This window comes from Cohnella sp. OV330 (genome assembly GCF_900112065.1).
In the GTDB taxonomy this organism is placed as follows: Bacteria; Bacillota; Bacilli; order Paenibacillales; family Paenibacillaceae; genus Cohnella.
In genome coordinates this window covers 607,341-631,461 of record NZ_FOKE01000001.1, presented here as the reverse complement: position 1 = coordinate 631,461, position 24,121 = coordinate 607,341, and the positions used below count along the sequence as shown (strand labels likewise).

Genomic DNA, 24,121 nt, shown 5'->3' with positions numbered 1-24,121 from the left:
CTCATGAAATTCGCGGTCATCGTATTCCCGGGCTCCAACTGCGACCTGGACATGTATAACGCGGTCGTCGACGTGCTGGGCGAGGATGTCGATTATGTCTGGCAAACGGCTACCGACCTGTCCGCCTATGACGGCATTCTCGTGCCGGGCGGCTTCTCCTACGGCGACTACCTGCGCTGCGGCGCGATCGCCCAGCTCGCCCCGGTCATGAACGAAGTGCGCAAGGCCGCGGCCGAGGGCAAGTTCGTGCTCGGCGTGTGCAACGGCTTCCAGGTGCTCACCGAGGCGGGTCTCCTGCCCGGCGCGCTCATCCGCAACAACAGCCTCAAGTTCCGCTGCCACCCGGTTGGCCTGCGCGTCGAGAACGCGAACACCGCGTTCACCCGCGACTATGAAAAGGGCGAGGTCGTCACGATTCCGATCGCGCATGGCGAAGGCAATTACTACTGCGACGAAGAGACGCTGGCGAGCCTCAAGGCGAACGGCCAGATCGTTTTCACCTATGACGGCTTGAACCCGAACGGCTCGGTCGGCAACATCGCCGGCATCTCGAACGAAGCGGGCAACGTCGTCGGCATGATGCCGCACCCGGAGCGCGCGGTCAGCGAGCTGCTCGGCTCGGCGGACGGCGCGAAGATGTTTACGTCAGTACTGAACGCTTGGAGGGAACGCAATGGCGCAGCAAGCACCCGCTAAAGAACCGACGGTCCAGCAGATCGCCGAGCAGAAAATCTACAAGCAATTCGGAGTCTCCGATTCCGAATTCGAACTCATCTGCGGTTTCCTCGGACGCCAGCCGAACTACACCGAGATCGGCGTGTTCAGCGTCATGTGGTCCGAGCACTGCGCGTACAAGAACTCCAAGCCGCTGCTCCGCCGCTTCCCGACGACCGGCCCGCGCGTCCTGATGGGACCGGGCGAAGGCGCAGGCATCGTCGACATCGGCGACAAGCAAGCCGTCGTCTTCAAGATCGAGTCGCACAACCACCCGTCCGCGGTCGAGCCGTATCAAGGCGCCGCGACCGGCGTCGGCGGCATCATCCGCGACATCTTTTCGATGGGATCCCGTCCGATCGCGCTGCTCAACTCGCTGCGTTTCGGCAAGCTCGAGAGCGACCGCGTCAAGTACCTGTTCGAGCATGTCGTCAGCGGCATCGCCGGCTACGGCAACTGCATCGGCATCCCGACGGTCGCGGGCGAGGTTATGTTCGACGAAGCGTATGAGGGCAACCCGCTCGTCAACGCGATGTGCGTCGGCCTCATCGACCACGACAAGATCCAACGCGGCGTCGCCAAGGGCGTCGGCAACCCGGTGTTCTACGTCGGTCCGGCCACCGGCCGCGACGGCATCCACGGCGCGACGTTCGCGTCCGAGGATTTGACCGCCGAGTCCGAAGCCAAGCGCTCCGCCGTCCAGGTCGGCGATCCGTTCATGGAGAAGCTCGTCATGGAAGCGACGCTCGAGCTGATCGACTCCGGCATCGTGCTCGGCATCCAGGACATGGGCGCAGCGGGCCTCACCTGCTCGAGCGCCGAGATGGCGAGCAAGGCGGGCAACGGCATGGAGCTGTACCTCGACGAGGTGCCGCAGCGCGAAGAAGGCATGACTGCCTACGAGATGATGCTGTCCGAGTCGCAAGAGCGCATGCTTTTCGTTACTGAGCCGCATCACGAGGCGCAAGCCAAGGCGATCTTCGAGCGTTGGGGACTGCACTGCGCGAAGGTCGGCAAGGTGACGGACGACGGCCGTCTCCGCCTGTTCCACAAGGGCGAAGAGGTCGCGGACATGCCGGTCAAGGCGCTCGTCGACGACTGCCCGGTGTACAACAAGCCTTCCAAGGTGCCGGATTACTATCTGAAAAACGGCTCCATCGATACGAACCGCTACGAGCAAATGCTCGACCTGACGGATTCGCTGAAAAAGGTGCTCGGCTCTCCTTCGCTCGCGAGCAAGGAGTGGGTTTACAGCCAGTACGACTACCAAGTCCGCACGTCGACCGCGGTCGTTCCCGGCTCGGATGCCGCAGTCGTCGCGATTCGCGGCACGCGCAAGGCGCTTGCGATGACGACGGACTGCAACGGCCGCTATGTGTACCTCGACCCTGAGGTCGGCGGACGCATCGCCGTCGCCGAAGCGGCGCGCAACATCGTCTGCTCGGGCGGCGAGCCGCTCGCGATCACGGACAACCTCAACTTCGGCTCGCCGGAGAAGCCGGAAGTGTTCTGGCAGATGGAAAAGTCGGTCGACGGCATGGCCGAAGCCTGCCGCTTCCTCGAGACGCCGGTCATCGGCGGCAACGTGTCGCTGTACAACGAGAACGCCAAGGGCGCGATCTACCCGACGCCGGTCGTCGGCATGGTCGGCCTGATCACGGACATCGACCACATCACGACGCAAGAATTCAAGGCTGAAGGCGACGTCATCTACTTGCTCGGCGAGACGAAGGCGGAGATCGGCGGCAGCGAGTTCCAATACGCGGTACACGGCCTGACCGAAGGCCGCCCGCCGGTCATCGACCTGGCTGTGGAAAAAGCGCTGCACGGCGCCGTGCTCGGCGCGATCCGCCAAGGCCTCGTCGCTTCGGCGCACGACCTGTCCGAAGGCGGACTGGCTGCGGCGGTAGCGGAGGCGACGTTCGGCCGCGGTCTCGGGGCGAAGGTCGACTTCACGACCAACCTGCGTCCGGACCTGGCGCTGTTCAGCGAATCGCAATCGCGCATTTTGCTGTCGGTCAAACCGGGGTCCGCAGCGGCGCTCGAAGCCTGGCTCGCCGAACAAGGCGTACCGGCGCAGAAGCTCGGCGTCGTAGGCGGAGACGAGCTGGTCATCGCGGTCAACGGACATACGGCAATTCAGGCACCCGTGAACGAATTCCGCACAGAATGGAAGGAAGCGATCCCATGCCGGATGAAATAAACGCCGGAGCGGGCCGTGCGCTGCCTGTCGTCGAGGGAGCAAGCGCCTCGTCCGACAGGCAGCCTCACGGTCCGACCGCGAGCATCCTGCCTTACGACATGAGCGGACGGACCGGCGACCTGCCGTCTTCGCAGACGGAAGGGCTGCCGGCCGCCGAGGCGCGTTTCTGGACCGGGGATTATTATAATCAGGGCAACGACCAGGCTTCGGGCATGATGGACAAGCTGAAGGAAGAATGCGGCGTGTTCGGCGTGTTCGGGCACAAAGACGCCGCAGAGCTGTCCTACTACGGGCTGCACGCGCTGCAGCACCGCGGCGAGGAGAGCTGCGGCATCTGCACGTCGAATCTCGGCGGCGACTTCCACTATCACCGCGGCATGGGCCTGGTGAAGGAAGTATTCGACCGCGACCGGCTGGACTCGCTCGTCGGCGCCAACGCGATCGGCCACGTCCGTTACTCGACGGCCGGCGCGAGCCGGTTGGCCAATGCGCAGCCGCTCGTCTTCAAGTACCGGGGCGGCGACCTGGCCGTTTGCACGAACGGCAACCTCGTCAACGAGCCGATCATCCGGCGGGAGCTCGAGGAGTCGGGCTCGATCTTCCAGACGACGAGCGACACCGAAGTTATCGCGCATATGATCGCGCGCTCGTCCAAGGATCTGGTCGAGGCGGTCAAGGATGCGTTCTCGCGGCTGATCGGGGGCTTCGCGTTCCTGATCATGACCAAGGACGTGCTGATCGCGGCCTGCGATCCGAACGGCCTGCGTCCGATGGTCATGGGCCGTCTCGGCGACGCCTACATTTTCGCCTCCGAGTCCTGCTCCTTCGAGGTCATCGGCGCCGAGTATGTTCGCGACGTGGAGCCGGGCGAGATCATCGTGCTGGACCGCAGCGGCGTTCGCGAAGAACGCTACGCGGTGCTGCAGCGGCGCTCGGTATGCGCGATGGAGTACATCTACTTCGCGCGTCCGGACAGCGACATCGGCACGATCAACCTGCACAGCGCCCGCAAGCGCATGGGCCAGCAGCTCGCGCTGGAGTCGTTCGTGGACGCCGACATCGTGACGGGCGTGCCGGACTCGAGCATCTCGGCCGCGATTGGCTACGCGGAGCAGACGGGCATCCCGTACGAGCTCGGACTCATCAAAAACAAATATACCGGACGCACCTTCATCCAGCCCTCCCAGGAGCTGCGCGAGAAGGGCGTCAAGATGAAGCTGTCCGCCGTCCGCAAGGTCGTGCAGGGCAAGCGCGTCGTCATGATCGACGATTCGATCGTGCGGGGCACCACCTCGCTGCGAATCGTCAATCTGCTTCGCGAGGCCGGCGCGCTCGAGGTGCATGTGCGCATCACGTCGCCGCCATTCGCGAATCCTTGCTACTACGGCATCGACACGCCGGATCGCCGCGATCTCATCGCGTCGAGCAAGACGGTCGAGGAGATCCGCAAGGCGATCAACGCGGACTCGCTTTATTTCCTCAGCAAGCCGGGGCTGCTCGAGGCGGTCGGCGGGGCGGAGGGCGAGTACGACCGGGGACTGTGCCTCGGCTGCTTCACCAACGACTACCCGACGCCGGTGGAGTTCGAGGACGCCAAGGCGACGAGTTGCAGCTGCGACTGAGGCGAGCGGTGCGTGGCTGACGCGGCGTGCGCCTCGGCCATCGGGGGCGCGGGATAGCGGCATTTAGTGCCGTTATTCACTAGCGCTGAGGTGTCGGCGGTGCGAATAGCGGTGCTTTTTGCCGCTATGTGCCTGCACTGAGGTTGTTGTGGTGTGAATAGCGGAACTTTTTGGCGCTATGTGCCTGCGCCGAGGTGGTTGCGGAGCGGATAGCGGAACAATTTTAGTTTTACAATTCTACCCAAGGGGGCTTAACCCAAGTGTCCGAAGCTTACAAACAAGCCGGCGTCGATATTGCCGCAGGCAATGAAGCGGTCGAACGAATGAAAAAGCACGTGAAGCGCACGATGCGTCCGGAGGTGCTGACGGGACTCGGCGGGTTCGGCGGGCTGTTCGGCCTGAACAAGGACAAGTACGAGGAGCCGGTGCTCGTCTCCGGCACGGACGGCGTCGGCACGAAGCTGAAGCTGGCGTTCGAAATGGACAAGCACGATACGATCGGCATCGACGCGGTAGCGATGTGCGTGAACGACGTGGTCGTGACAGGGGCGGAGCCGCTGTTTTTCCTTGACTACCTGGCATGCGGCAAGCTGGTACCCGAGAAGATCGAAGCGATCGTCAAAGGGGTCGCGGACGGCTGCGAGCAAGCCGGCTGCGCGCTGATCGGCGGCGAGACGGCGGAGATGCCGGGTATGTACCAAGACGGCGAGTACGATATCGCAGGCTTTACCGTCGGCATCGTGGACAAGCCGAAGGCGATCGACGGCAGCGGCATCGCGGCCGGCGACGCGGTGATCGGGCTTGGCTCGAGCGGCGTTCACTCCAACGGCTTCTCGCTGGTTCGCCGGCTGCTGCTGGATACCAAGGGCTACAAGTTCTCTGACAAGCTGCCCGAGCTCGAAGGCAAGACGCTGGGCGAAGCGCTCATCGAGCCAACGCGCATCTATGTGAAGTCGGTGCTCAAGCTGATCGAGAGCGTGCAGGTGAAAGGCATGGCGCATATTACCGGCGGCGGGTTCATCGAGAATATCCCGCGCGTGCTGCCGGAGGGCGTCAACGTCGACATCGACCTGGGCGCATGGCCGGTGCAGCCGGTGTTCGGACTCATGCAGCGCGACGGCGCGATCAGCGACCGCGACATGTACACGACGTTTAACATGGGCATCGGCATGGTACTAGTCGTGCCGGCGGACCAAGCGGAGCAGGCCGTCGCGCTCGCTAGCGAGCTCGGCGAGAAGGCGTACGTCATCGGCCGCGTCACCGAAGGCTCCCGCGTCGTGACATTCGGTCGCGCCGAATTCGAATGAGCCGCGACAAGCTCCGGATCGCCGTATTCGCATCCGGCAGCGGAAGCAACTTCCAGGCGCTGGCCGAAGCGGCGAGGGCCGGCGATCTCGGTCCCGCCGAGATCGCGCTGCTCGTCTGCGACAAGCCGGAGGCCAAGGTTGTATCCCGGGCCGGCGCGCTTGGCATCGAGACGTTTGTCTTCCGGCCGAAGGAATACGCGTCCCGCGAGGCGTATGAGACCGTAATCGCGGCCGAGCTGGCCGCGCGCGGAGTCGGCTTGATCGTGCTGGCCGGCTATATGCGGATCTTGACGGACGTGCTGGTCGGCGCCTACGAAGGCCGAATGATCAACGTGCACCCGTCGCTGCTGCCTGCATTTCCCGGGATCCGCGCGATCGGACAAGCGCTCGACTATGGCGTCAAGGTGACCGGCGTGACCGTGCACTTCGTGGACGGCGGACTCGATAGCGGTCCGATCATCGCCCAGCGGGTCATCGAGCTCGCTTCGGGCGACACGGAGGAGACGCTCGCGCCGCGTATCCATGCGATCGAGCACGAGCTCCTGCCGCGTACGGTGCGCTTGATCGCAGAGGGCCGCGTTTCGCTGGCGGGTCGTATCGTTACTGTGAAAGATTAGGTTAGGAGCTTTTGAGTAACGGTGCGCCGTATCGCTGCGTGCTCGGAAGTGCGTCGCTGCCGCCGATTAACGATGCACCGCATTGCTATACTTTTAGCAACTAACCATTTCCGACCGTAAGCGTCACCCCAGACTTATCGTATGACAGCCCCGGGGTGGGCTTATCCCGTTCGCTCAGGTACCGCGCCGTCGTCCTGTGTGAAGGGGATAACCCCACCCCGGCGGCATTAATCAACCCTATTAGGAGTGGATGAACAGTCATGGCAATCAAAAGAGCGCTGGTCAGCGTATCCGACAAGACGGGCATCACCGAATTTTGCCGCGCGCTCGCCGCGCAAGGCGTGCAGATCATCTCGACGGGCGGCACCCATGCGTTGCTCGAGCGCGAAGGCGTGCCGGTCATCGGCATTTCGGACGTGACGGGCTTCCCGGAAATTCTCGACGGCCGCGTCAAGACGCTGCATCCTGCCGTCCATAGCGGACTGCTCGCGATCCGCGACAGCGCCGAGCATGTAGAGGCGATGGAAAAGCTGGGCCTCGACTACATCGACCTCGTCGTCGTGAACCTGTATCCGTTCAAGGAGACGGTGTCCAAGCCCGACGTCAGCTATGAGGACGCCATCGAGAACATCGATATCGGCGGTCCGACGATGCTGCGCTCTGCCGCGAAAAACCATGCGTTCGTCTCCGTCGTCGTCGATGCAGGCGACTACGACGAGGTTCTCGCGCAAATTCAAGCGAGCGGCGACACGACGCTCGAGACGCGCAAGCGCCTCGCGGCGAAAGTATTCCGCCACACGGCTGCATACGATGCGCTCATCTCCGAGTACTTCGCCGAACAGCTTGGCGATCCGCTGCCCGAGAGCCTGACGTTCACCTACGAAAAGGTGCAGGAGCTGCGCTACGGCGAAAATCCGCATCAGCAGGCTGCCTTCTATCGCAAGCCGCTCGCCAAGAAAGGCCCGAGCATTACGACGGCGAAGCAGCTGCACGGCAAGGAGCTTTCATACAACAATATTAACGACGCTAACGCGGCGCTCGCGATCGTTTCCGAGTTCGACGAGCCGGCGGTCGTGGCGATCAAGCATATGAACCCGTGCGGCGTCGGCATCGGCGCGGACATCGACGAAGCGTACGTCAAAGCGTACGAGTCCGACCCGACGTCGATCTTCGGCGGCATCGTCGCGGCGAACCGCATGATCGACGCACAGACGGCCGACCGCCTCGCGCAGATTTTCCTCGAGATCGTCATCGCGCCGGATTTCACGCCGGAAGCGCTTGAGATTTTGAGCCGTAAAAAGAACATTCGCCTGCTCGCCACCGGCACCGACAGCCAGGTACAGAGCGCGGCCGAGCGCAAGCCGGAATGGCTCGTGACGAGCGTCGACGGCGGCATGCTCGTCCAACAAAGCGACGTCCACTCGCTGGACGAGGCCGACCTCCAGGTCGTCACGGAGCGCGCGCCGACCGCAGAAGAGCTGAAGCAGCTGCTTTTCGCATGGAAGGTCGTTAAGCACGTGAAGTCGAACGCGATCCTGCTCGCGGCGGACAGCATGACGGTTGGCGTGGGCGCAGGCCAGATGAATCGCGTCGGCGCGGCCCGCATTGCCATCGAGCAAGCAGGCGACAAGGCCAACGGAGCGGTACTCGCTTCGGATGCGTTCTTCCCGATGGGAGACACGGTCGAGCTGGCGGCGCAGGCGGGCATCACGGCGATCATCCAGCCGGGCGGTTCGGTGAAGGACGCGGAATCCGTGGCCGCGGCGAACGCTGCAGGCATCGCGATGGTCGTCACGGGCGTCCGTCACTTTAAGCACTGATCGGCGGAGGGAGAAAGAGAACATGCGTATTTTAGTCATTGGCCGCGGGGGCCGCGAGCATACGATCGTCTGGGCGCTTCGCAAAAATCCGAAGGCCGAGCACATCTTCTGCGCGCCGGGCAACGCGGGGATCGCGCAGCTCGCCACGCTGGTGCCGATCGGGGAGCTGGAGTTCGACAAGCTCGTGCAGTTCGCCAAGGATCAGGCGATCGACCTTGTCGTCGTCGGGCCTGACGATCCGCTGGCGGCGGGCATCGTCGATGCGTTCGAAGCGGCGTCGATTCCGGTATACGGGCCGAACAAGGCCGCGGCGGAGATCGAAGGCAGCAAGATTTTCATGAAGGATCTGCTTCATAAATACAACATTCCGACCGCGAAGTACGAGACGTTCACGGATTACGCGTCGGCGCGCGACTATCTCGCTTCGCAGCCGGTGCCGATCGTCATCAAGGCGGACGGGCTTGCAGCGGGCAAGGGCGTGACCGTCTGCTTCACCCGCGAGGAAGCGGAGCAGGCGCTCAAGGACACGATGGTCGACAAGTCGTTCGGCGCGGCCGGCGACAAGATCGTCATCGAGGAATTCATGACCGGACAGGAAATGTCGATTCTGGCATTCGTTGACGGCGAGACGGTGCGGGCGATGCCTGCATCGCAGGACCATAAGCCGGCATACGATGGCGACAAAGGCCCGAATACGGGCGGCATGGGCACCTACTCGCCGCTGCCCCACATCCCGCAGTCGATCATCGACGAGGCGATCGAGAACATCGTGAAGCCCACAGCGCGCGCGATGGTCTCCGAAGGCCGCCCGTTCCGCGGCGTGCTGTTCGGCGGCCTCATGCTTACGCCGGAAGGGCCCAAGACGGTCGAGTTCAACGCGCGCTTCGGCGATCCGGAGACGCAGGTGGTGCTGCCGCGCCTGAAAAGCGATCTGCTTGAGATCATCCTAGCTTCGCTCGAAGGGCGACTCGGCGACATCGAGATCGAATGGAGCGACGAGGCTGCGGTATGCGTCGTGCTCGCGTCCGGCGGCTACCCGGGCTCCTATCCGAAGGGGCTGCCGATCGACGGACTCGAAGCGGTGAATGATGGACTCGTTTTCCACGCGGGTACCGCGGAGAAAGACGGCCGGATCGTGACGGCCGGCGGCCGGGTGCTGGGCATCGTGGGTCTTGGCGCCGGTATCGCCGAAGCGCGCGAAGCAGCTTACCGGACAGCGTCCGGCATTACGTTCGAGGGCAAGCAGAACCGCACGGACATCGCCGCGAAGGCTTTGGTTTAATCGTATCGAATATAAGGAGCCGCTTCCGCGCTATTGCAGCGCCGGAGCGGCTCTTTCCTTTACTGCTTGTAAAATAGGGCCTTGCGGTTCGCGAACACGAAAACGACGGCGATGACCGACCCGACGATTAGCATCGACGTGAGTACATGCGCGGACACCCATTCGGTGAATGCTTCCATTCGACGACCTCCTCGTTGGTTTTGCGAATCGAGATGGTTAGTGTTCCCCAGTCCCGCCTTTATTTCTCTCCGGCCTTGTTGACAGGAGGAGCGACTGGCGTTATATTTAATACATAGTAAATTAATCGGAATTAATGGAAAAGGGGGACGTTCTTATGGAGCGCTCTTTAACGATACGATACGGCGATTTGTCGCTCGCTGCCACGATTCACTATCCTTCTCAGGAAGGGAAGAACGAGTGCAACAAGCTGCCGCTCGTCATCATTAATCATGGCTTTGTGGGCAATCGCATCGGCGTGGACCGGCTCTTCGTACTTGCGGCACGCGAGTTCGCCGGTCGGGGCAGCTTGGTGATCCGCTTCGACTTCGCGGGATGCGGAGAGAGCGAGGGCGCTTACGGGGACCACGGGCTCGATTCGATGATCGAACAGACGCGGGCGGTGCTCGACTATGCGCTCGGCCTCGATATCGTCGACCCGACGCGCGTGACGCTGCTTGGCCATAGCCTGGGCGGATCGGTCGCGCTGCTGACGGGCGTGCGCGATCGCCGCGTGAAGTCGCTGGCGCTCTGGTCGCCGGTCGCTTATCCGTTCAACGACATTCTGCGAATCGTGGGACGCAAAGCGTACGACGAAGCCGTCACCAAAGGCCAGGCGGACTACCTCGGCTATTCGATTAAGCCGGCGTTCTTCGATGCGCTGATGAAGCATCAGCCGTTCCAGGAAACGCAAAAGTTCCCGGGCGACGTATTCCTCGTGCACGGGACCGGGGACGAGACGATTCCGGTGGACTATACGTTCCTGTTGGAGAAGACGTTTTGGCTTCGCGGCGAGGGACGTTGCGAGAAGTCGATCATTTTCCAGGCCGATCATACGTATTCGAAGGGCGAGCATAAAGAACAGCTGTTCAAGGCGACGGGCGACTGGCTCGGCGGCTATGAGCAGCGTCAGCGGGATTGGCAGCATTGGAGCATCTGATTCATACGACAGCGCAGCGGCCCGGGCCGCTGCTTTTTTTTGTGCGGCGAGTCTGCGATCTGATCCGACGGATAGACGGCTGCCGCCGCTGAGGATAAACTCTCATTAGACGATTAAACGATGCGGACGCGTCAGGATATTCGTGTCCGTCAAGGGGCGAGAGCGATGATTGTTTATCCGAAATTGCCGCAGCAGGCTACGATCGGGGTCACGGCGCCGTCTTCGGGCGTTTCCGAGGAACGGCATTCGTTCATACGCCAGGCAGTCGCCCGGTTCGAGCGGCAGGGCTATCAGGTCGCCGTAGGCGAGACGACATGGACGCAGCACAAGGCCAAATCGGCGCCGGCGCGGGTGCGTGCCGCGGAGCTGAACGCGTTTTTGCAGGACGGCCGAACCGATCTCGTTATGCCTCCGTGGGGCGGCGAGCTGCTGATCGAGGTTCTGGAGCATCTAGACTTCGACAGGATTGCGCCTAAATGGATCATGGGCTACTCGGATATCAGCGTGCTGCTGCTCGCGGTGACGCTCCGGACGGGCATGGCGACGGCGCACGGCACGAACTTCGTAGACCTGCGCGGCGAATGGACCGATCCGACGACTGCAGCATGGGAGCAGGTGCTATGGACGGGCGAAGGAGAATCGGTTGCGCAAACTTCCTCGACGCATCATCAGGATTCGTGGAGCGAGGCTGCTCCTGCGCAGGGCGTCTATCATTTGACGGAGCCGACCGTCTGGAAGATCGTAGGCGGGGAGCGGATGAAGGCGAGCGGCCGGCTACTGGGCGGCTGCATCGACGTCATCCGTCATCTGATCGGTACGCCTTATGGCGACGTGAGAGCTTTCCGCGAGCGGCATATTCCGGGCGAGCCGGTGCTGTGGTATTTAGAAAACTGCGAGCTGGCGACGGTGGATATGCGGCGTTCGCTCGTGCAGATGAAGCTGGCGGGATGGTTCGAAAATTGCGCGGGCATTCTGTTCGGCCGCAGCGGCGTGCATATTCCGAGGGAAGGCTATACCGAGCTCGACATGTTCGAAGAGATCGCCGACGAGTTGGGCTTGCCGGTCGCCTACGACATCGACTGCGGGCACAAGCCGCCGCAGCTTACGCTCGTCAACGGCGCGTACGCGGAGGTCGTGGTTGAGGCGGGGCGGGGGACGGTCGTGCAGACATTCATGCCGTGAGCGGATGGGCGGAAATATGCAGCTGTCGGCTAGCCTGCATAGCTGGAAGCGGGAAAAACGCGACTACAGTGAGGCGACGAGGCTAAAGTGAGGCTATAAGCGGGAAAAGCAACGTTGCCGGACCGACTGCGGGCAGCAAGCGTGTAAATCGCGGCTACAGCGGGGCGACCAGGCTCGGGAATAGCAGCAAGCGGGAAAAGCAACGTTGCAGCCGTTACGCCGACGTAAGGGAACTTGCGCGATTCTTGGAAAACAAAAAGAACCGCCTCGCGGCGGTTCTTTTTGCTTGTCGTTCTCGCTCATTCCTTCCCCGACCAATACCCGGCTTCCGCAAGCATAGACACGGTCAGCACGAACATCGCATGCGACCAGGTGAGCGGCACGATCCAGGCGGGGGCGCCGGTATCGCGGTCGGCCTGCTCGGGCAAGAGGCCGGTCTCGGTGCGATGATCGAGCGCCCACTGGAGCAGTTCGCGGGCTTCGGCGAACTGGCCGTTCTGCACGCGGTATTGCGCCAGCCAGAGCGTCGTCAGAATCCAAGGGTTGCCGCCGATGTAGCCGTCGTCCTCGTAGCGCTTGATGCCGCCGACGCCGGGCACGGTCAGCTTGCGCTCGATCGCGTCGGCCGTGCGGCGCATATAGTCGTGGTCCGCCGGCAGGACGGCGAACGGCACGGACACGCCGAGCAGGCTGATGTCGACGACCGGATCGACGTCGAGCGTGAACCGCTCGTAGCCCTTGGCGTCGCGGGATGCGGCGCCGGAAACGCCGAGGGCGGCCGCGCTGGCGAACCTGCCGGCGTCGACGGACAGATGGAGGCCGCGGTAGAAGCTGCCTTCCGCTTCGTTCCAGCAGCGCGACGCGATGGCCGAGGCGATGCCGGCCGCGATCTTCTCCCACTGCGCCGCCGGTTCTTCGTGGCCCATCAGCCGGCCGAAGGCAGCTGCGGCTCTAAGTCCGCCGCACACGGCGGAGGCAGAGTAAGTATGCTCGCCTTTGCGCTCCTCCCAGAGATCCATGCTCGGCAGCGGCAGACCTGTCTTCTCGTCGATAAAGGAAGCGAGGAAGACGGCGCCGCGCGAGATCGCCGGCCACATCCGCTCAACGAAGCTGCGGTCTCCGGTCTGCTCGTACAGCTGCCACATGCCCCATAATATCGAGGCGCCCTCGTCGATTTGGAGCCCCCACGAAGGCGCAAGGCTGCCGTCGTGATAGTGCCGCTGCTGCCAGGAGCCGTTCGGCTCTTGGGCGGTAAGCGTCCAGTCGTAAAACTTTTCCGACACGCCGGTCAATCCCGCCTTATTGAGCGCCGTCGTAATAAAGGCGGCATCCCTCCCCCAGCAATACGCGTACCCGCCGCAGCGCGAGAAGGTCTCGTCGGGCTCGGGCGCTGCCAGCAGGCTGCCGGTCTCTTTGTCCGCCATCAGGCGGAACGTTAGCAGCGAACGCTCGTACGCTTCGGCGATATCGGCGTCCGCACCCGCAGGGCAAGGCGCTGCGGCCTCCAGGTAGGCATGCCAATACGCCTCGGTCTTGGCGCGCCAGTCTGCCGCGCGCTTCGCCTTGGCGACGGCCATGACCTCAAGCGCTTCGGCCCGCGTCGTGCCGGCGGCGATATAGACCGGCATAGAGACCGTTTCGCCGGGCGCGACGTCCGCGAAGTGCCAGACGAGCGAACCGTCGGGCTGCATATCGATGTCATTGCCGCCGAGCCAAGCGTGATTCGCGCCCTCCCGCGCATGCCCGCATTGATAGCCTGCACAAACGTTTGCACTAGAAACCGCAAAAAAAGTGCGCTGCCGGTAATGAATCAAGCTGTCCGACCCGTCGTCGAACATCGTCGTATTGTACAGCGCGCTCTCGGTAATCTGAAAAGACGAGTACCAAACGAACGAAAACGATACTACCGCATCCGACCGGTTCGTGATCGCGTAGTCCCGTACGACAATATCGGCACCGGGCACGGCGAAGTCGCGTTGTGCGACCTCCAGCGGATACCGGTCCGATCGCGCGTCGATCTGTACGATATTCGTGCGCGGCACGTAGGCGATCTCATGCGTCCAGCCAGCGTCCGCTTCGTCGAACCAGACGGTGCCGTCGCCGAAGCCGTCCATTTTGAGGCCCGTCCGGATGACGTCCACGTGCTGCGGAAAATCGATATGCGGCCACCATAGCCGGTAGAGGCGTCCGGTGCGGCCGATCGAAGCGAGGGTGCGCCCGTTGCCGATGACCGCATCCACGAGATAGGGCTTGTTGTCGTTCATAGTTGTCAGCTCCTTTTAAACGTCGGGTTCATCGAGGATTCCCGCACGATAAGGCGATGCGGGATAATGACGGGATTCTGATGGATCGGCTCGCCGCTTATGACGCGCAGCAGCGACTGAACCGCCGTATAGCCGAGCGAATACGTCCCGATATCCACGGAGGACAGCGGTGGCGAGGCCATCTCGGACAGCGCGATATTGTTGAAGCTGACGAGACTGATATCGTCCGGCACGCGGTAGCCCAGCTCCGACAGTCCGCGCAGCACGCCGAAGGCCACATTATCGTCGATGACGACGATCGCGGTAGGACGTTCGGGCAGGCTCATGAACTGGGACATGGCGCGGAAGCCGCTCTCCTGCAAAAATTCGCCTTCGACGATCCATTCGGCGCGCGTCTCCAGGTCATGCTCGTCAAGCGCCTGCCGGTAGCCGAGCAGCCGGTCGTGCGACAACGTGAGGTCGGGCGGACCGCTCACGAAGCCGATTCGCTTGTGTCCTTGGGAGATCAGGTGTTGAGTGGCGTCGTATGCCGTTTGCACGTTGTTATTGTCTACCATGGCCGCATCGGGGTATGCCTCGCTTCTCCCGATCAGGACGAAAGGAAACCGCTCCTGGCTCAAAAAAGCGATTAGCGGGTCGTCTCGCTTGGAGGCGAGGAGCAGCACGCCGTCGACTCTGCGTCCGCGGACGAGACGTGAAATCGTATTCACTTCGTCGGACGAAGAAGTGGCCGTCGTCATGAGCAAGTCGTAGTTCATGCGCGTCGCCTGGGTGACGATGCCGCGCAGCAGCTCGCCGAAAAAATAGTTCTGAAAAAGCTCCTCGGCCGGCCTGGGCAGCATGATGCCGAGCGTTTGCGTCGTTTTGGATACGAGACTCTTGGCCATCACGTTAGGGTGATAGCCTTGCTCTTCCATGATCGCTTTTACTTTGCGGGACGTCTCCGGGCTGATCCGCGGATGGTTGGACACCACTCTGGATACAGTAGAAGGGGATACGCCAGCGAGTCTCGCGATGTCTTTGATGGTGACCATATCGGGTACCTCCGCGAGTGGCGCAGACATTATGTGCAAACGTTTGAACTTATGATGCGCCTAAGAATGAACAACTATACTCATCCTATCCCAGCCGATTATCAAAGTAAATAGAAAAATAAAGGACAGGGAGTCGGCATCAAAAAACGAAGAAAATCGTATGAATCAGGGCGTTTCCGAAAGTAAACAAGCGATTAAATAGGAAAAAGGCTTGAAAATGAGTTGTGCAAACGTTTTTACAAGTTGTATGGAATGCGGTATAGTGAGTGACGTAGATCAAGCGCTTTCAAGGGTTTAAACGCAGGATTGACGGAATTTAGTCGGGGGATGCAGCTGTAAATCAGTTGGTTTATGTTTTAACATTGCGTTTCGGACAAACGTTTGCACTAACATATTTCCATATGTAAACGCGCAAACTAGCACGCAACGAATGCTGCGCACGAATGTCGAGACCGCGTAAACCGACGTAAAGCCCAGGACGTTTTTAACTCCGTTCGGGCCGCCATGCTTCATCGCAAGTTCCTATCTATGAAAGGGGTCATTTGCAAATGGAAATCAAAAAGGTATCCGCGCTTCTCGTATCGACGGCTCTCGTAGCCGGATTGACGGCTTGCGGAGGCAGCAACAATAACAACAACGCCGCGTCTTCGGCGCCGGCTAGCGAGTCGGCCGCGCCGTCCGCATCGGCTTCCGCGTCCGCGTCGGCATCCGAAGAAGAAACGTATGCGCCTGAAGAAGGCGCCAAGCTGACCGTGTGGTACAGCGCCAGCGAGAAGGGCATCGTCGACGAAGCCGCCAAAGTATTCAAGGAGAAGTACAACATCGACGTTAAAGTCGAGGACGTAGGTCCGGACAAATCGATCGAAAAGATGATCACCGACGGCCCTGCCGGCGTCGGCGCCGACGTCTTCTCCGCCGTGCACGACCGTCTGGGCTCGGCAGTGCAAGCCGGCGTCATTCTGCCGAACGACCTGCATGAGGAAGAGACGAAGGCGAACAACTCCGAGAAGTCGGTCGACGCCTTCACGATGGACGGCGTGCTGTACGGCTATCCGATGTCCGTCGAGACGACGGCGGTCTTCTACAACAAGGACCTGGTACCGAACGGCGAAATGCCGAAGACTTGGGACGACGTCATCAAGTTCGCGAAGACGTATAACGACCCCAAGGCTAACAAATACGCTTATATGTGGGAACTCGGAAACGGATACTGGAGCTGGGGCTTCTTCGGCGGATACGGCGCGTACGTATTCGGCAAGGACGGCACCGACGAGAGCGACATCGGCATCAACAAGCCGGAAGGCGTAGAAGCCGCGAAGTTCTTCCAGAGCCTGAAGGACATCCTGCCGATCAAGGCGGCCGACGTGAAGGCCGACATCAAGACGAGCCTCTTCAACGAAGGCAAACTGGCCATGAACGTCAGCGGTCCGTGGCAGACCGAAGAGTTCAAGAAGAGCGTCAAGAACCTCGGCGTCGCCGAATATCCGACGCTGCCGAACGGCAAGCCGATGATGCCGTTCTCGGGCGTCAAGGGCTTCCTCGTCAACGCGAACACGAAGTACCCGATCGCATCGAAGATGTTCGCCGAGCTGATCTCCTCCGAGGAATTCCAAGCGAAAAACTTCGAAATGTTCGGCAGCCTGCCTGCGAACAAAAACGTAGCCGCAAGCGAGAAGGTCACGAGCGATCCGTTCGCGAGCGTCTTCCTGAAGCAGTTCGACAACTCCACGCCGATGCCGAAGGTCGCGGGCATGAACGCCTTCTGGTCGACGCACGAAGCCGCGCTGTCCTCCCTGTGGAACGACAAAGCGGACGCGCAAAAGACGATGGACGACTGGGCGAAGAAAATCAAGGACGCTATCGCGACCGCTCAATAATCCGCTTAACCTCTAGGGAACAACATCACAACCATTCACCCGCCGCAGCCCGGCGGGTGTAATGGCTTTAAGGAAGGAGAGGGCCTGTTTGAAGCGACAAGCAATGTCGGCCGCCTGGCTGTCGGTTTTATTTGCGGGACTCGGCCAGTTCTACAACAAGCAGCACAAAAAAGCGGCGATGCTGCTTCTTACGCACGCAGCCGGCATTTATATCGTAGCGGCGCAGTTGTTTCCCTATCTGGACGGGCTCATGACCCTTGGCGACAAGGGACGTCATTTCGAGAAAAAAGGCAAGATCAGCGTCATGGTCGAAGGGGACCATTCGATTTTCATGATGATTCACGGCGTCCTCGCGGCGCTCGTCGTCGTCGTATTCCTGCTCATTTACATTTTGAATATTCGCGACGCTTATCGGGTCGGACTGCGCATCCAGCAAGGCAAAGAGATCCACGGCCTGAAGAACGACGTATTCCCGTGGCTGCTGCTCGCGCTGCCGTTTCTCGGCGTGCTGTTCTTCACGGTCATGCCGATCATCTTCACCTCGTTGATCGCGTTCACCAATTATGCGTCGCCCAACCATATACCGCCCAAAAACCTCGTCGATTGGGTCGGCTTCGCTACGTTCCACAAGCTGTTCAACCTGAATGTCTGGAGCAATACGTTCTTCGGCGTCTTGACCTGGACGATCATCTGGGCGATCCTAGCCACCGTGACCTGCTACTTCGGCGGCATTCTCGTCGCGCTGCTAGTCAACCAGAAGGGCATCAAGTTCAAAGGCTTCTGGCGCATGCTGTTCATTATTCCCTATGCCATTCCTCAGTTCGTTTCCTTGCTCATCATGAAAAACATGCTGAACGAAAAATTCGGTCCGATCAACGCCTACTTCCGGGCATTCGGACTCGAAGGACTGCCATGGCTGAATGATCCGTTTTGGGCCAAGTTTTCCGTCGTCGTCGTCAACATGTGGATCGGCATCCCGGTCTCGATGGTGCTCGTCATGGGTATCCTGACCAACATCTCCAAGGACCTGTACGAGGCGGCGGACGTGGACGGCGCTTCGGCCTGGATGAAGTTCCGCAACATCACGATGCCGTACATCCTGTTCGCTACGGCGCCGCTTCTGATCACGCAGTTCACCGGCAACATCAACAATTTCAACGTCATCTTCCTGCTGACCGGCGGCAACCCCGCGACGATGGATTACAACAACGCCGGCAGAACGGACCTGCTCGTCACCTGGCTGTATAAGCTGACGCTGGATTTCAACCAATACAACATCGCGGCTGCCGTATCCATCTTGATCTTCCTGTTCATCGCCACGATGGCTATTCTGGTATACACCCGTACTAAATCGTTCAAGGAGGAGGACATGATCCAATGAAACGTTCGAAACTGGTACTCAGCTACGCGCTGCTCATTCTGATCGGATGCGCGGCGCTGTACCCGGCGCTCTGGACGCTGCTGTCCTCCTTCCGCGTCGGCAACTCCCTGTTCAGCGACACGTTCATCCCGCAGCACTGGACGCTGGACCATTATCGCGATCTGTTCCGCGATCGCGCGGACCGGAGCATTCCGTACGCGACCTGGTATTGGAACACGCTGAAGGTCGCGACGATCAGCATGATTCTCGGTACGCTGATCCAACTGCTGACGGCGTACGCGTTTTCCCGCTTCCGGTTCAAGGGCCGCAAGACGATGCTGACGGTCGTGCTGATCCTCGGCATGTTCCCGGGCTTCCTCGCGATCACGGCGCTGTTCGTCATCTTCAACATGCTGAACCTGCTGGATACGCAGTGGGCGCTCATCATCGTCTACTCGGCGGGCGCCGCGCTCGGCATGTTCGTGGCTAAAGGCTTTTTCGACACGATTCCGCGCAGCCTCGAGGAGGCGGCGGTCATCGACGGCGCGAGCCATATGAAAATTTTCACCAGCATCATTCTGCCGCTGTCCCGGCCGATCGTGACGTATATCTCGCTCACGACGTTCGCGGGCGCCTGGGTCGACTTCATCTTCGCGCGCATGATTTTGCGTACGCCGGAGAAGTGGACGCTGGCCGTCGGACTGTGGAATATCATCGACGCTTATAATAGTACGGAATTCACGCTGTTCGCCGCTGGCTGCGTGCTCGTCGCGATTCCGATCACGATTCTGTTCATGTACACGCAGCGCTTCTTGGTGGACGGCTTGACGGCCGGCGCGAGCAAGGGCTGATCCGCTCGATGAAAAGACGGCCGGATCCAGCGGGGGCAGTTGCCGGCGGGATGCAGGGGGAGACGGGTGCGGACGCGGGGGAGAGAGGTGCGGCGGTGCGAAAGCTTCGGCGCATCGTCACGGCTGCGGCGGCCGTCGGGGCACTCGGCTCGCTGCTCGTCTCCTGTTCAACGGTTAAAACGGAGGACGCGAAGGGACCTTCGGGCGTCTACTACGAAATCTTCGTGCGCTCGTTCGCCGATTCGAATGGCGACGGGATCGGCGATATCAAGGGGATCGAGCAGAAGCTCGATTATCTGGAGGAGCTCGGCGTCGACGGACTATGGCTCACGCCGATCCAGCCTTCGCCGAGCTATCACGGCTATGACGTGACGGATTATTACGGCATCAACCCGCAGTTCGGCACGATGGACGATTACAAGTCGCTGCTGGCCGCGGCGCATAAGCACGGCATGAAGGTGCTCATGGACCTGGTCGTCAACCATACGAGCGCGGAGCATCCCTGGTTCGCGGCGTCCGCTTCGGGCAAGGATGACGCGCATCGCAACTGGTATACCTGGGCGGAGGATCGTGGATTGTCGACGTCGGCGATGAGCGCCACGGGCGGCGAGGCTTGGCATGCGGTCGGGGGCGGGGACCATTACCTTGGCACGTTTTGGAGCGGCATGCCCGACCTGAACTTTGACGAGCCCGCGGTGCGCGCCGAGATGATCAAGATCGGCAACTATTGGCTCGATCAAGGCGTCGACGGCTTCCGGCTCGACGCGGCGAAGCACGTGTACGAGGACTTCAAGTCTCAGGCGAACAGCCCGGCGGTAGCGAAGAAAAACCAGGCGTGGTGGCAGGAATTCCGGCGCGGCTTGACCGCGAAGCATCCGGACGTCTACCTGGTCGGGGAAGTATGGTCGAGCGCCGGCGCAATCGTGCCTTACGTGAAGAATGCGCTGGACTCGACGTTCGACTTCGACTTGAGCGACTGGATTCGAGATGCGGCCGCGAAAGGAACGGCATCCGACATGCCGAGCCGGCTGGAACGGACGAGCGAGATTTTCGCGCGGGAGTCGGGCGGCAAGTACATTGACGCGCCGTTCCTCGACAACCACGACCGCGACCGCTTCATGAGCCTGGCCGGCGGCGACGTCGCCAAGGGCAAGCTGGCGGCGGCGATGCTGCTCACGATGCCGGGCCGACCGTTCGTCTACTACGGCGAGGAGTTCGGCATGCAGGGCGCCGGCGCCGACGAGCGCAAGCGCGAGCCGATGCGCTGGACGAAGTCGGGGGCGGATCCGGATTCGTCGCAGGCTGGCGAGGGCCGGACGAATGCTGGAGAAGGGCAGTCGAATGCTGGAAAAGGCGGGGCGATCCGAGAGCCGTCCGAGGCGGGAACCGGACAGACGCGCTGGGAGCCTTCGGTCGCCAATACGGATCCGGCCGTGAGCGTGGAGGCGCAGGACGGCGAAGCGGGCTCGATGCTCAGCCGGTATCGCGAGCTGATCGCGCTGCGCGGGCAGTCGGCAGCGCTGCGGGACGGCGCGATCGTGCCGGTAGCGGCGGAACCGCCCGCGGGTACGGTCGCCTTTATCAGGGCGACGGCGGAGGAGCGGGTCTACGTCGCGCACAATCTGACGGCGGAGCCGAAGACGATCGCGCTTGATGCGGAATCGGCGAAGGCGTACCGCAAGCTGTGGTACGCGAGCGAATCGGGCGCCGGCTTGAAGGAAGGCACGATTACGCTGCCCGCGTACGGAACGGTCATATTGAAATAACGCGTCGCGAGCTTGAGGAGTGAGCCTCTGCAAGCGCAAAGGCTACACAAAGCGATGCGTCCTGACATTTCATCCAAATAAAGAGCTTGCCCTATCGTCACCTGAACCGGCGTGACTTTCGGGCAAGCTCTTTTTTGTCATGGAAGAAAGCGCCGCGATCGCGCCGATTCAGTCATTCGGCGGATTTAGGCGCCGCCGACCTTAAACGTAATCGTTGCCTTCAGCTTGTAGTCGGTTTTCTCGCCGCCTTTGGGCTGCACGTAAAAGTCCGCGAACCCGTTCACGACGTAAGTCCCTGTAGGAAAGTCCAGCTTGCCGATTCGCTGCATGAATTCAATATACGCCTTCGGATCCTGGCTGCCGTATCCGCCGCTGCCGACGTACGCTTCCCGGAGCGGCTTGTCGGGAGCGAGCTCCGTAGGTACGAGCGGTTGGTTCATCACGTAGGCGATCCCGTAATTCCGGGTCGTCTCCTCCATCGGGAAATAGAATGGAGAAACCGAGTGGTAGATCGTCACGGAGGATTCAGATCCGGTATATTCGAGCTCTGCGTACAAGTTCACGCGTTCACCCTCCGCGTACGCAGGCTTCTCGCTCACGAGCCTGTACACGAAGTCTCCTTCCCGGCTTTCCGCCGCTGCAGATCCGTCAATTGTCTTTGCACCAGGCGAAGGTCCGGAGGGCGTCGCAGTCCGGGGCTCGACGGGTGTCGGCCCGGTCGAGCTGGCCTGCTCGTTCGTTTCGCAGCCCGTTAACCACAAGAGGCCGGATAGAAGCGTAAGCACATGCATTTTATATCGCATCCTGGTCATCCCCTCTCTTCTAACTAACGACCGATCCCTGCCGGAAGTTGCTGAATTAAGGGGCGGGTGGGGGATTCCTCCAGCATGCCCTTACAGATTCCAATGCAAAGAGGATGTCCCAAAAGTCATACCTTTTGACTTCTAGAACATCCTCTGTTTTTGGCTTCGCCTAGGACAAGCCAAGTGTTGACCTACGTCAACACATCCCGCCCGGCGGTAGCGCGTACAGGCCAAGTGTTGACCTACGTCAACACATTCCGCCCGGCGGCAGCGCGAACGGCTCAAGCGTTGACCTACGTCAACACATTCCGCTCGGCGGCAGCGCGAACGGCTCAAGCGTTGACCTACGTCAACACATCCCGCCCGGCGGCAGCGCATACTGCTCTGACGGTTATACCTGACGCCACACCGCGAAGCCGAACCCTGGCAGCACGGCGCGCAGGCTGCCGTCCGTGACAAGCGCCGGCTCGCCGCTGTAAGCGTCCTGCCAGGAGCGGCTGTCCGCGTCGGCCGATATCTCGACAGGCAGTACGCCCGCGTTCATCGCGACGATGAACCGGCTGCCGTCGGCGCCGCGGCGCTCGTACACGAGCGTGCCGCTGCCGCGCTCGGCCTGCACGAACGCGATGTCGGCATCGCGAAAGGCGCCGTACGTCCGGCGAAGCGCGATCGTCTCGCTGTAGAAGCGAAGCAGGTCCGTGTTTTGTCCCTCTTCGTCCCACACCATGCAGCCGCGGCAGCCGGGGTCGCCGCCGCCGCTCATGCCGACCTCATCCCCGTAATAGATGCAAGGGACGCCCGGATACGTGAGCTGGAACAGCGCCGCGAGCTTCATGCGCTTTTCGCTGCCGCCGCAGAGGGTGAGCAGGCGCGCCGTATCATGGCTGTCGAGCAGGTTAAACGCTGTCTCCGTGACGGTCTGCGGATACGCCGCCAGCTGCCTGCCGATCGCGCTGGCGAAACCGTGAGCGTCGATGCGGTCTTTGGCGAAAAAGTCGAGCACCGCATTGGTGAACGGATAGTTCATCACCGCGTCGAATTGGTCGCCCTGCAGCCACATCATCGAATCGTGCCAAATCTCGCCGAGGATATACGCTTCGGGATTGACCGCCTTAACCGTCTGCCTGAACTCGCGCCAGAAGGCGTGATCCACCTCGTTGGCCACGTCCAGCCGCCAGCCGTCGATGCCGATCTCCTCGACCCAGTAGCGCGCGACGTCGAGCAGATACTTTTTAACGTCGGCATTCTCCGTATTGAGCTTCGGCATGATCGGCTCGAACGCGAACGTCTCGTAGGTCGGGATGCCGTCGACGACGTTCAGCGGGAATTCACGGACATGGAACCAGCCCGCGTATTCCGAATCCGCGCCCTTCTCCAGCACGTCGACGAACGGCGGGAACGTCTTGCCTGCATGGTTGAACACAGCGTCGAGCAGCACGCGGATGCCCCGCGAATGGCATTCTTCGACGAGCGCCTTCAGATCCTCGTTGGTCCCGAAATGCGGGTCGACCTTCATATAGTCCGTCGTGTCGTACTTGTGGTTCGTCGTCGCTTCGAACACCGGCGTGAAGTAGATCGCGTTGACGCCCAGCCGCTTCAGATGATCGAGATGGTCGCGCACGCCCTTCAGGTCCCCGCCGAAAAAGTTGCGCGGCGTCGGTTCGCCGCCCCAAGGCTGAACGTCCTCCGGATCGAGCGAAGGATCGCCGTTCGCGAATCGTTCAGGGAAGATCTGGTAGAACACGGCATCCTTCACCCAGGACGGCGGCGCGAACACGTCGGCCGGATTGATGTACGGAAAGTCGAAAAATTCGTCCGGGTTCGGGGCCAGCCGATCGGCGAAGCCTTTTTCCGTCACGTATATCGTCTCGTCTTCGGCGGTCAGCTTGAAAGCATAGCGCAGGCGGCGGTAAGGCGGGACGACGGCGGTCTCCCAATAATCGAACAGCTCGTCGCTCGCGAAGACGCGCATCGGTACGGATGCCGCGGTCTGCTCCCAGGCGTACTTGTCGCCGACGACGGCGTCGGCGCGGACGAGGTCGCCGCGCTTCGCGCGCACGCGCAAGTGCAGCGTCCGGCGGTCCGCCGCGTAGGCGAAGTTCTGCTTCGGGCGGTGATAGACGGCTTCTCTTAGAATCATGGTACAGGCTCCTTTGCGATCGAAATGGACAAGCATCCGCGAACGTAAAAAGGCACAACCCCGAAATGCTTGTCGAGGTTGTACCTGTCGGTAACATTGCCTTTGAGTTGTGCTGCGTATCAT

The 24,121-nt window shown here is 61.3% G+C and carries 17 protein-coding genes; 13 read left to right on the top strand and 4 right to left on the bottom strand.

Going from position 1 to position 24,121, the window contains the following annotated elements; all coding sequences use genetic code 11:
* Positions 1-3 precede the first annotated feature (3 nt).
* The 9 genes from purQ to BM235_RS02380 all read left to right on the top strand — a co-directional run bounded on the left by purQ (position 4) and on the right by BM235_RS02380 (position 11,903).
* Complete coding sequence (gene purQ, locus BM235_RS02420) at positions 4-696, top strand: phosphoribosylformylglycinamidine synthase subunit PurQ (protein WP_090108930.1); 693 nt, start codon at positions 4-6, stop codon at positions 694-696.
* Positions 674-2,917: a phosphoribosylformylglycinamidine synthase subunit PurL gene (purL, locus tag BM235_RS02415; protein WP_090108929.1), complete on the top strand. Its 2,244-nt coding sequence runs from the start codon at positions 674-676 to the stop codon at positions 2,915-2,917. The genes purQ and purL overlap by 23 nt, the downstream gene beginning before the upstream one ends.
* Entirely contained in the window at positions 2,902-4,539 is a 1,638-nt protein-coding gene (gene purF / locus BM235_RS02410) for an amidophosphoribosyltransferase (RefSeq protein ID WP_369803452.1), read from the top strand. The genes purL and purF overlap by 16 nt, the downstream gene beginning before the upstream one ends.
* Positions 4,540-4,799: 260 nt before the next feature.
* Positions 4,800-5,846, top strand: a complete 1,047-nt coding sequence (gene purM, locus BM235_RS02405; RefSeq protein WP_090108928.1) for a phosphoribosylformylglycinamidine cyclo-ligase — start codon at positions 4,800-4,802, stop codon at positions 5,844-5,846.
* Positions 5,843-6,463 (top strand): phosphoribosylglycinamide formyltransferase, encoded by a 621-nt coding sequence (gene purN / locus BM235_RS02400; RefSeq protein WP_090108927.1) that lies wholly within the window; start codon positions 5,843-5,845, stop codon positions 6,461-6,463. The genes purM and purN overlap by 4 nt, the downstream gene beginning before the upstream one ends.
* Positions 6,464-6,723: 260 nt before the next feature.
* Positions 6,724-8,283 (top strand): bifunctional phosphoribosylaminoimidazolecarboxamide formyltransferase/IMP cyclohydrolase, encoded by a 1,560-nt coding sequence (gene purH / locus BM235_RS02395; protein WP_090108926.1) that lies wholly within the window; start codon positions 6,724-6,726, stop codon positions 8,281-8,283.
* A 22-nt stretch (positions 8,284-8,305) separates the two neighbouring features.
* Positions 8,306-9,565, top strand: a complete 1,260-nt coding sequence (gene purD / locus BM235_RS02390; protein ID WP_090108925.1) for a phosphoribosylamine--glycine ligase — start codon at positions 8,306-8,308, stop codon at positions 9,563-9,565.
* Positions 9,566-9,899: 334 nt separating this feature from the next.
* Entirely contained in the window at positions 9,900-10,721 is an 822-nt protein-coding gene (locus BM235_RS02385; RefSeq protein ID WP_090108924.1) for an alpha/beta hydrolase family protein, read from the top strand.
* A gap of 165 nt (positions 10,722-10,886) precedes the next feature.
* Positions 10,887-11,903, top strand: coding sequence for a S66 family peptidase (locus tag BM235_RS02380; protein ID WP_090108923.1), 1,017 nt, complete (start codon positions 10,887-10,889; stop codon positions 11,901-11,903).
* A 299-nt stretch (positions 11,904-12,202) separates the two neighbouring features.
* Here BM235_RS02380 and BM235_RS02375 read toward each other — a convergent pair whose 3' ends face one another.
* Positions 12,203-14,167: a glycoside hydrolase family 15 protein gene (locus BM235_RS02375; RefSeq protein ID WP_090108922.1), complete on the bottom strand. Its 1,965-nt coding sequence runs from the start codon at positions 14,165-14,167 to the stop codon at positions 12,203-12,205.
* A gap of 5 nt (positions 14,168-14,172) precedes the next feature.
* Positions 14,173-15,201, bottom strand: a complete 1,029-nt coding sequence (locus BM235_RS02370) for a LacI family DNA-binding transcriptional regulator (protein ID WP_090108921.1) — start codon at positions 15,199-15,201, stop codon at positions 14,173-14,175.
* Between the two features lie 548 nt (positions 15,202-15,749).
* On the opposite strand from BM235_RS02370, the gene BM235_RS02365 reads away from it, so the two are divergent.
* The 4 genes from BM235_RS02365 (at position 15,750) to BM235_RS02350 (ending at position 21,055) form a co-directional block, all read left to right on the top strand.
* A complete protein-coding gene (locus tag BM235_RS02365; RefSeq protein ID WP_255374022.1) occupies positions 15,750-17,078 on the top strand; it encodes a sugar ABC transporter substrate-binding protein in 1,329 nt (442 codons plus the stop codon).
* Positions 17,079-17,166: 88 nt separating this feature from the next.
* On the top strand, positions 17,167-18,459 hold the full coding sequence (locus tag BM235_RS02360; RefSeq protein WP_090108920.1) for a carbohydrate ABC transporter permease: 1,293 nt from the start codon (positions 17,167-17,169) through the stop codon (positions 18,457-18,459).
* Complete coding sequence (locus BM235_RS02355; protein ID WP_090108919.1) at positions 18,456-19,289, top strand: sugar ABC transporter permease; 834 nt, start codon at positions 18,456-18,458, stop codon at positions 19,287-19,289. The genes BM235_RS02360 and BM235_RS02355 overlap by 4 nt, the downstream gene beginning before the upstream one ends.
* Before the next feature lie 95 nt (positions 19,290-19,384).
* Positions 19,385-21,055 (top strand): alpha-amylase family glycosyl hydrolase, encoded by a 1,671-nt coding sequence (locus tag BM235_RS02350; protein WP_158543662.1) that lies wholly within the window; start codon positions 19,385-19,387, stop codon positions 21,053-21,055.
* Positions 21,056-21,240: 185 nt separating this feature from the next.
* On the opposite strand, the gene BM235_RS02345 is transcribed toward BM235_RS02350, so the two are convergent.
* Both BM235_RS02345 and BM235_RS02340 read right to left on the bottom strand, forming a co-directional pair.
* Positions 21,241-21,846, bottom strand: a complete 606-nt coding sequence (locus tag BM235_RS02345; RefSeq protein ID WP_143106618.1) for a hypothetical protein — start codon at positions 21,844-21,846, stop codon at positions 21,241-21,243.
* Positions 21,847-22,249: 403 nt separating this feature from the next.
* Positions 22,250-23,995, bottom strand: coding sequence for a glycoside hydrolase family 13 protein (locus tag BM235_RS02340; protein WP_090109578.1), 1,746 nt, complete (start codon positions 23,993-23,995; stop codon positions 22,250-22,252).
* Positions 23,996-24,121: the final 126 nt, after the last annotated feature.

Bases quoted from the DNA above. Each gene is read 5' to 3' on its own strand.
- purQ (WP_090108930.1), top strand. From the start codon at position 4: ATGAAATTCGCGGTCATCGTATTCCCGGGCTCCAACTGCGACCTGGAC.
- purL (WP_090108929.1), top strand. From the start codon at position 674: ATGGCGCAGCAAGCACCCGCTAAAGAACCGACGGTCCAGCAGATCGCC.
- purF (WP_369803452.1), top strand. From the start codon at position 2,902: ATGCCGGATGAAATAAACGCCGGAGCGGGCCGTGCGCTGCCTGTCGTC.
- purN (WP_090108927.1), top strand. From the start codon at position 5,843: ATGAGCCGCGACAAGCTCCGGATCGCCGTATTCGCATCCGGCAGCGGA.
- purH (WP_090108926.1), top strand. From the start codon at position 6,724: ATGGCAATCAAAAGAGCGCTGGTCAGCGTATCCGACAAGACGGGCATC.
- purD (WP_090108925.1), top strand. From the start codon at position 8,306: ATGCGTATTTTAGTCATTGGCCGCGGGGGCCGCGAGCATACGATCGTC.
- BM235_RS02385 (WP_090108924.1), top strand. From the start codon at position 9,900: ATGGAGCGCTCTTTAACGATACGATACGGCGATTTGTCGCTCGCTGCC.
- BM235_RS02380 (WP_090108923.1), top strand. From the start codon at position 10,887: ATGATTGTTTATCCGAAATTGCCGCAGCAGGCTACGATCGGGGTCACG.
- BM235_RS02375 (WP_090108922.1), bottom strand. From the start codon at position 14,167: ATGAACGACAACAAGCCCTATCTCGTGGATGCGGTCATCGGCAACGGG.
- BM235_RS02370 (WP_090108921.1), bottom strand. From the start codon at position 15,201: ATGGTCACCATCAAAGACATCGCGAGACTCGCTGGCGTATCCCCTTCT.
- BM235_RS02365 (WP_255374022.1), top strand. From the start codon at position 15,750: ATGGAAATCAAAAAGGTATCCGCGCTTCTCGTATCGACGGCTCTCGTA.
- BM235_RS02355 (WP_090108919.1), top strand. From the start codon at position 18,456: ATGAAACGTTCGAAACTGGTACTCAGCTACGCGCTGCTCATTCTGATC.
- BM235_RS02345 (WP_143106618.1), bottom strand. From the start codon at position 21,846: ATGCATGTGCTTACGCTTCTATCCGGCCTCTTGTGGTTAACGGGCTGC.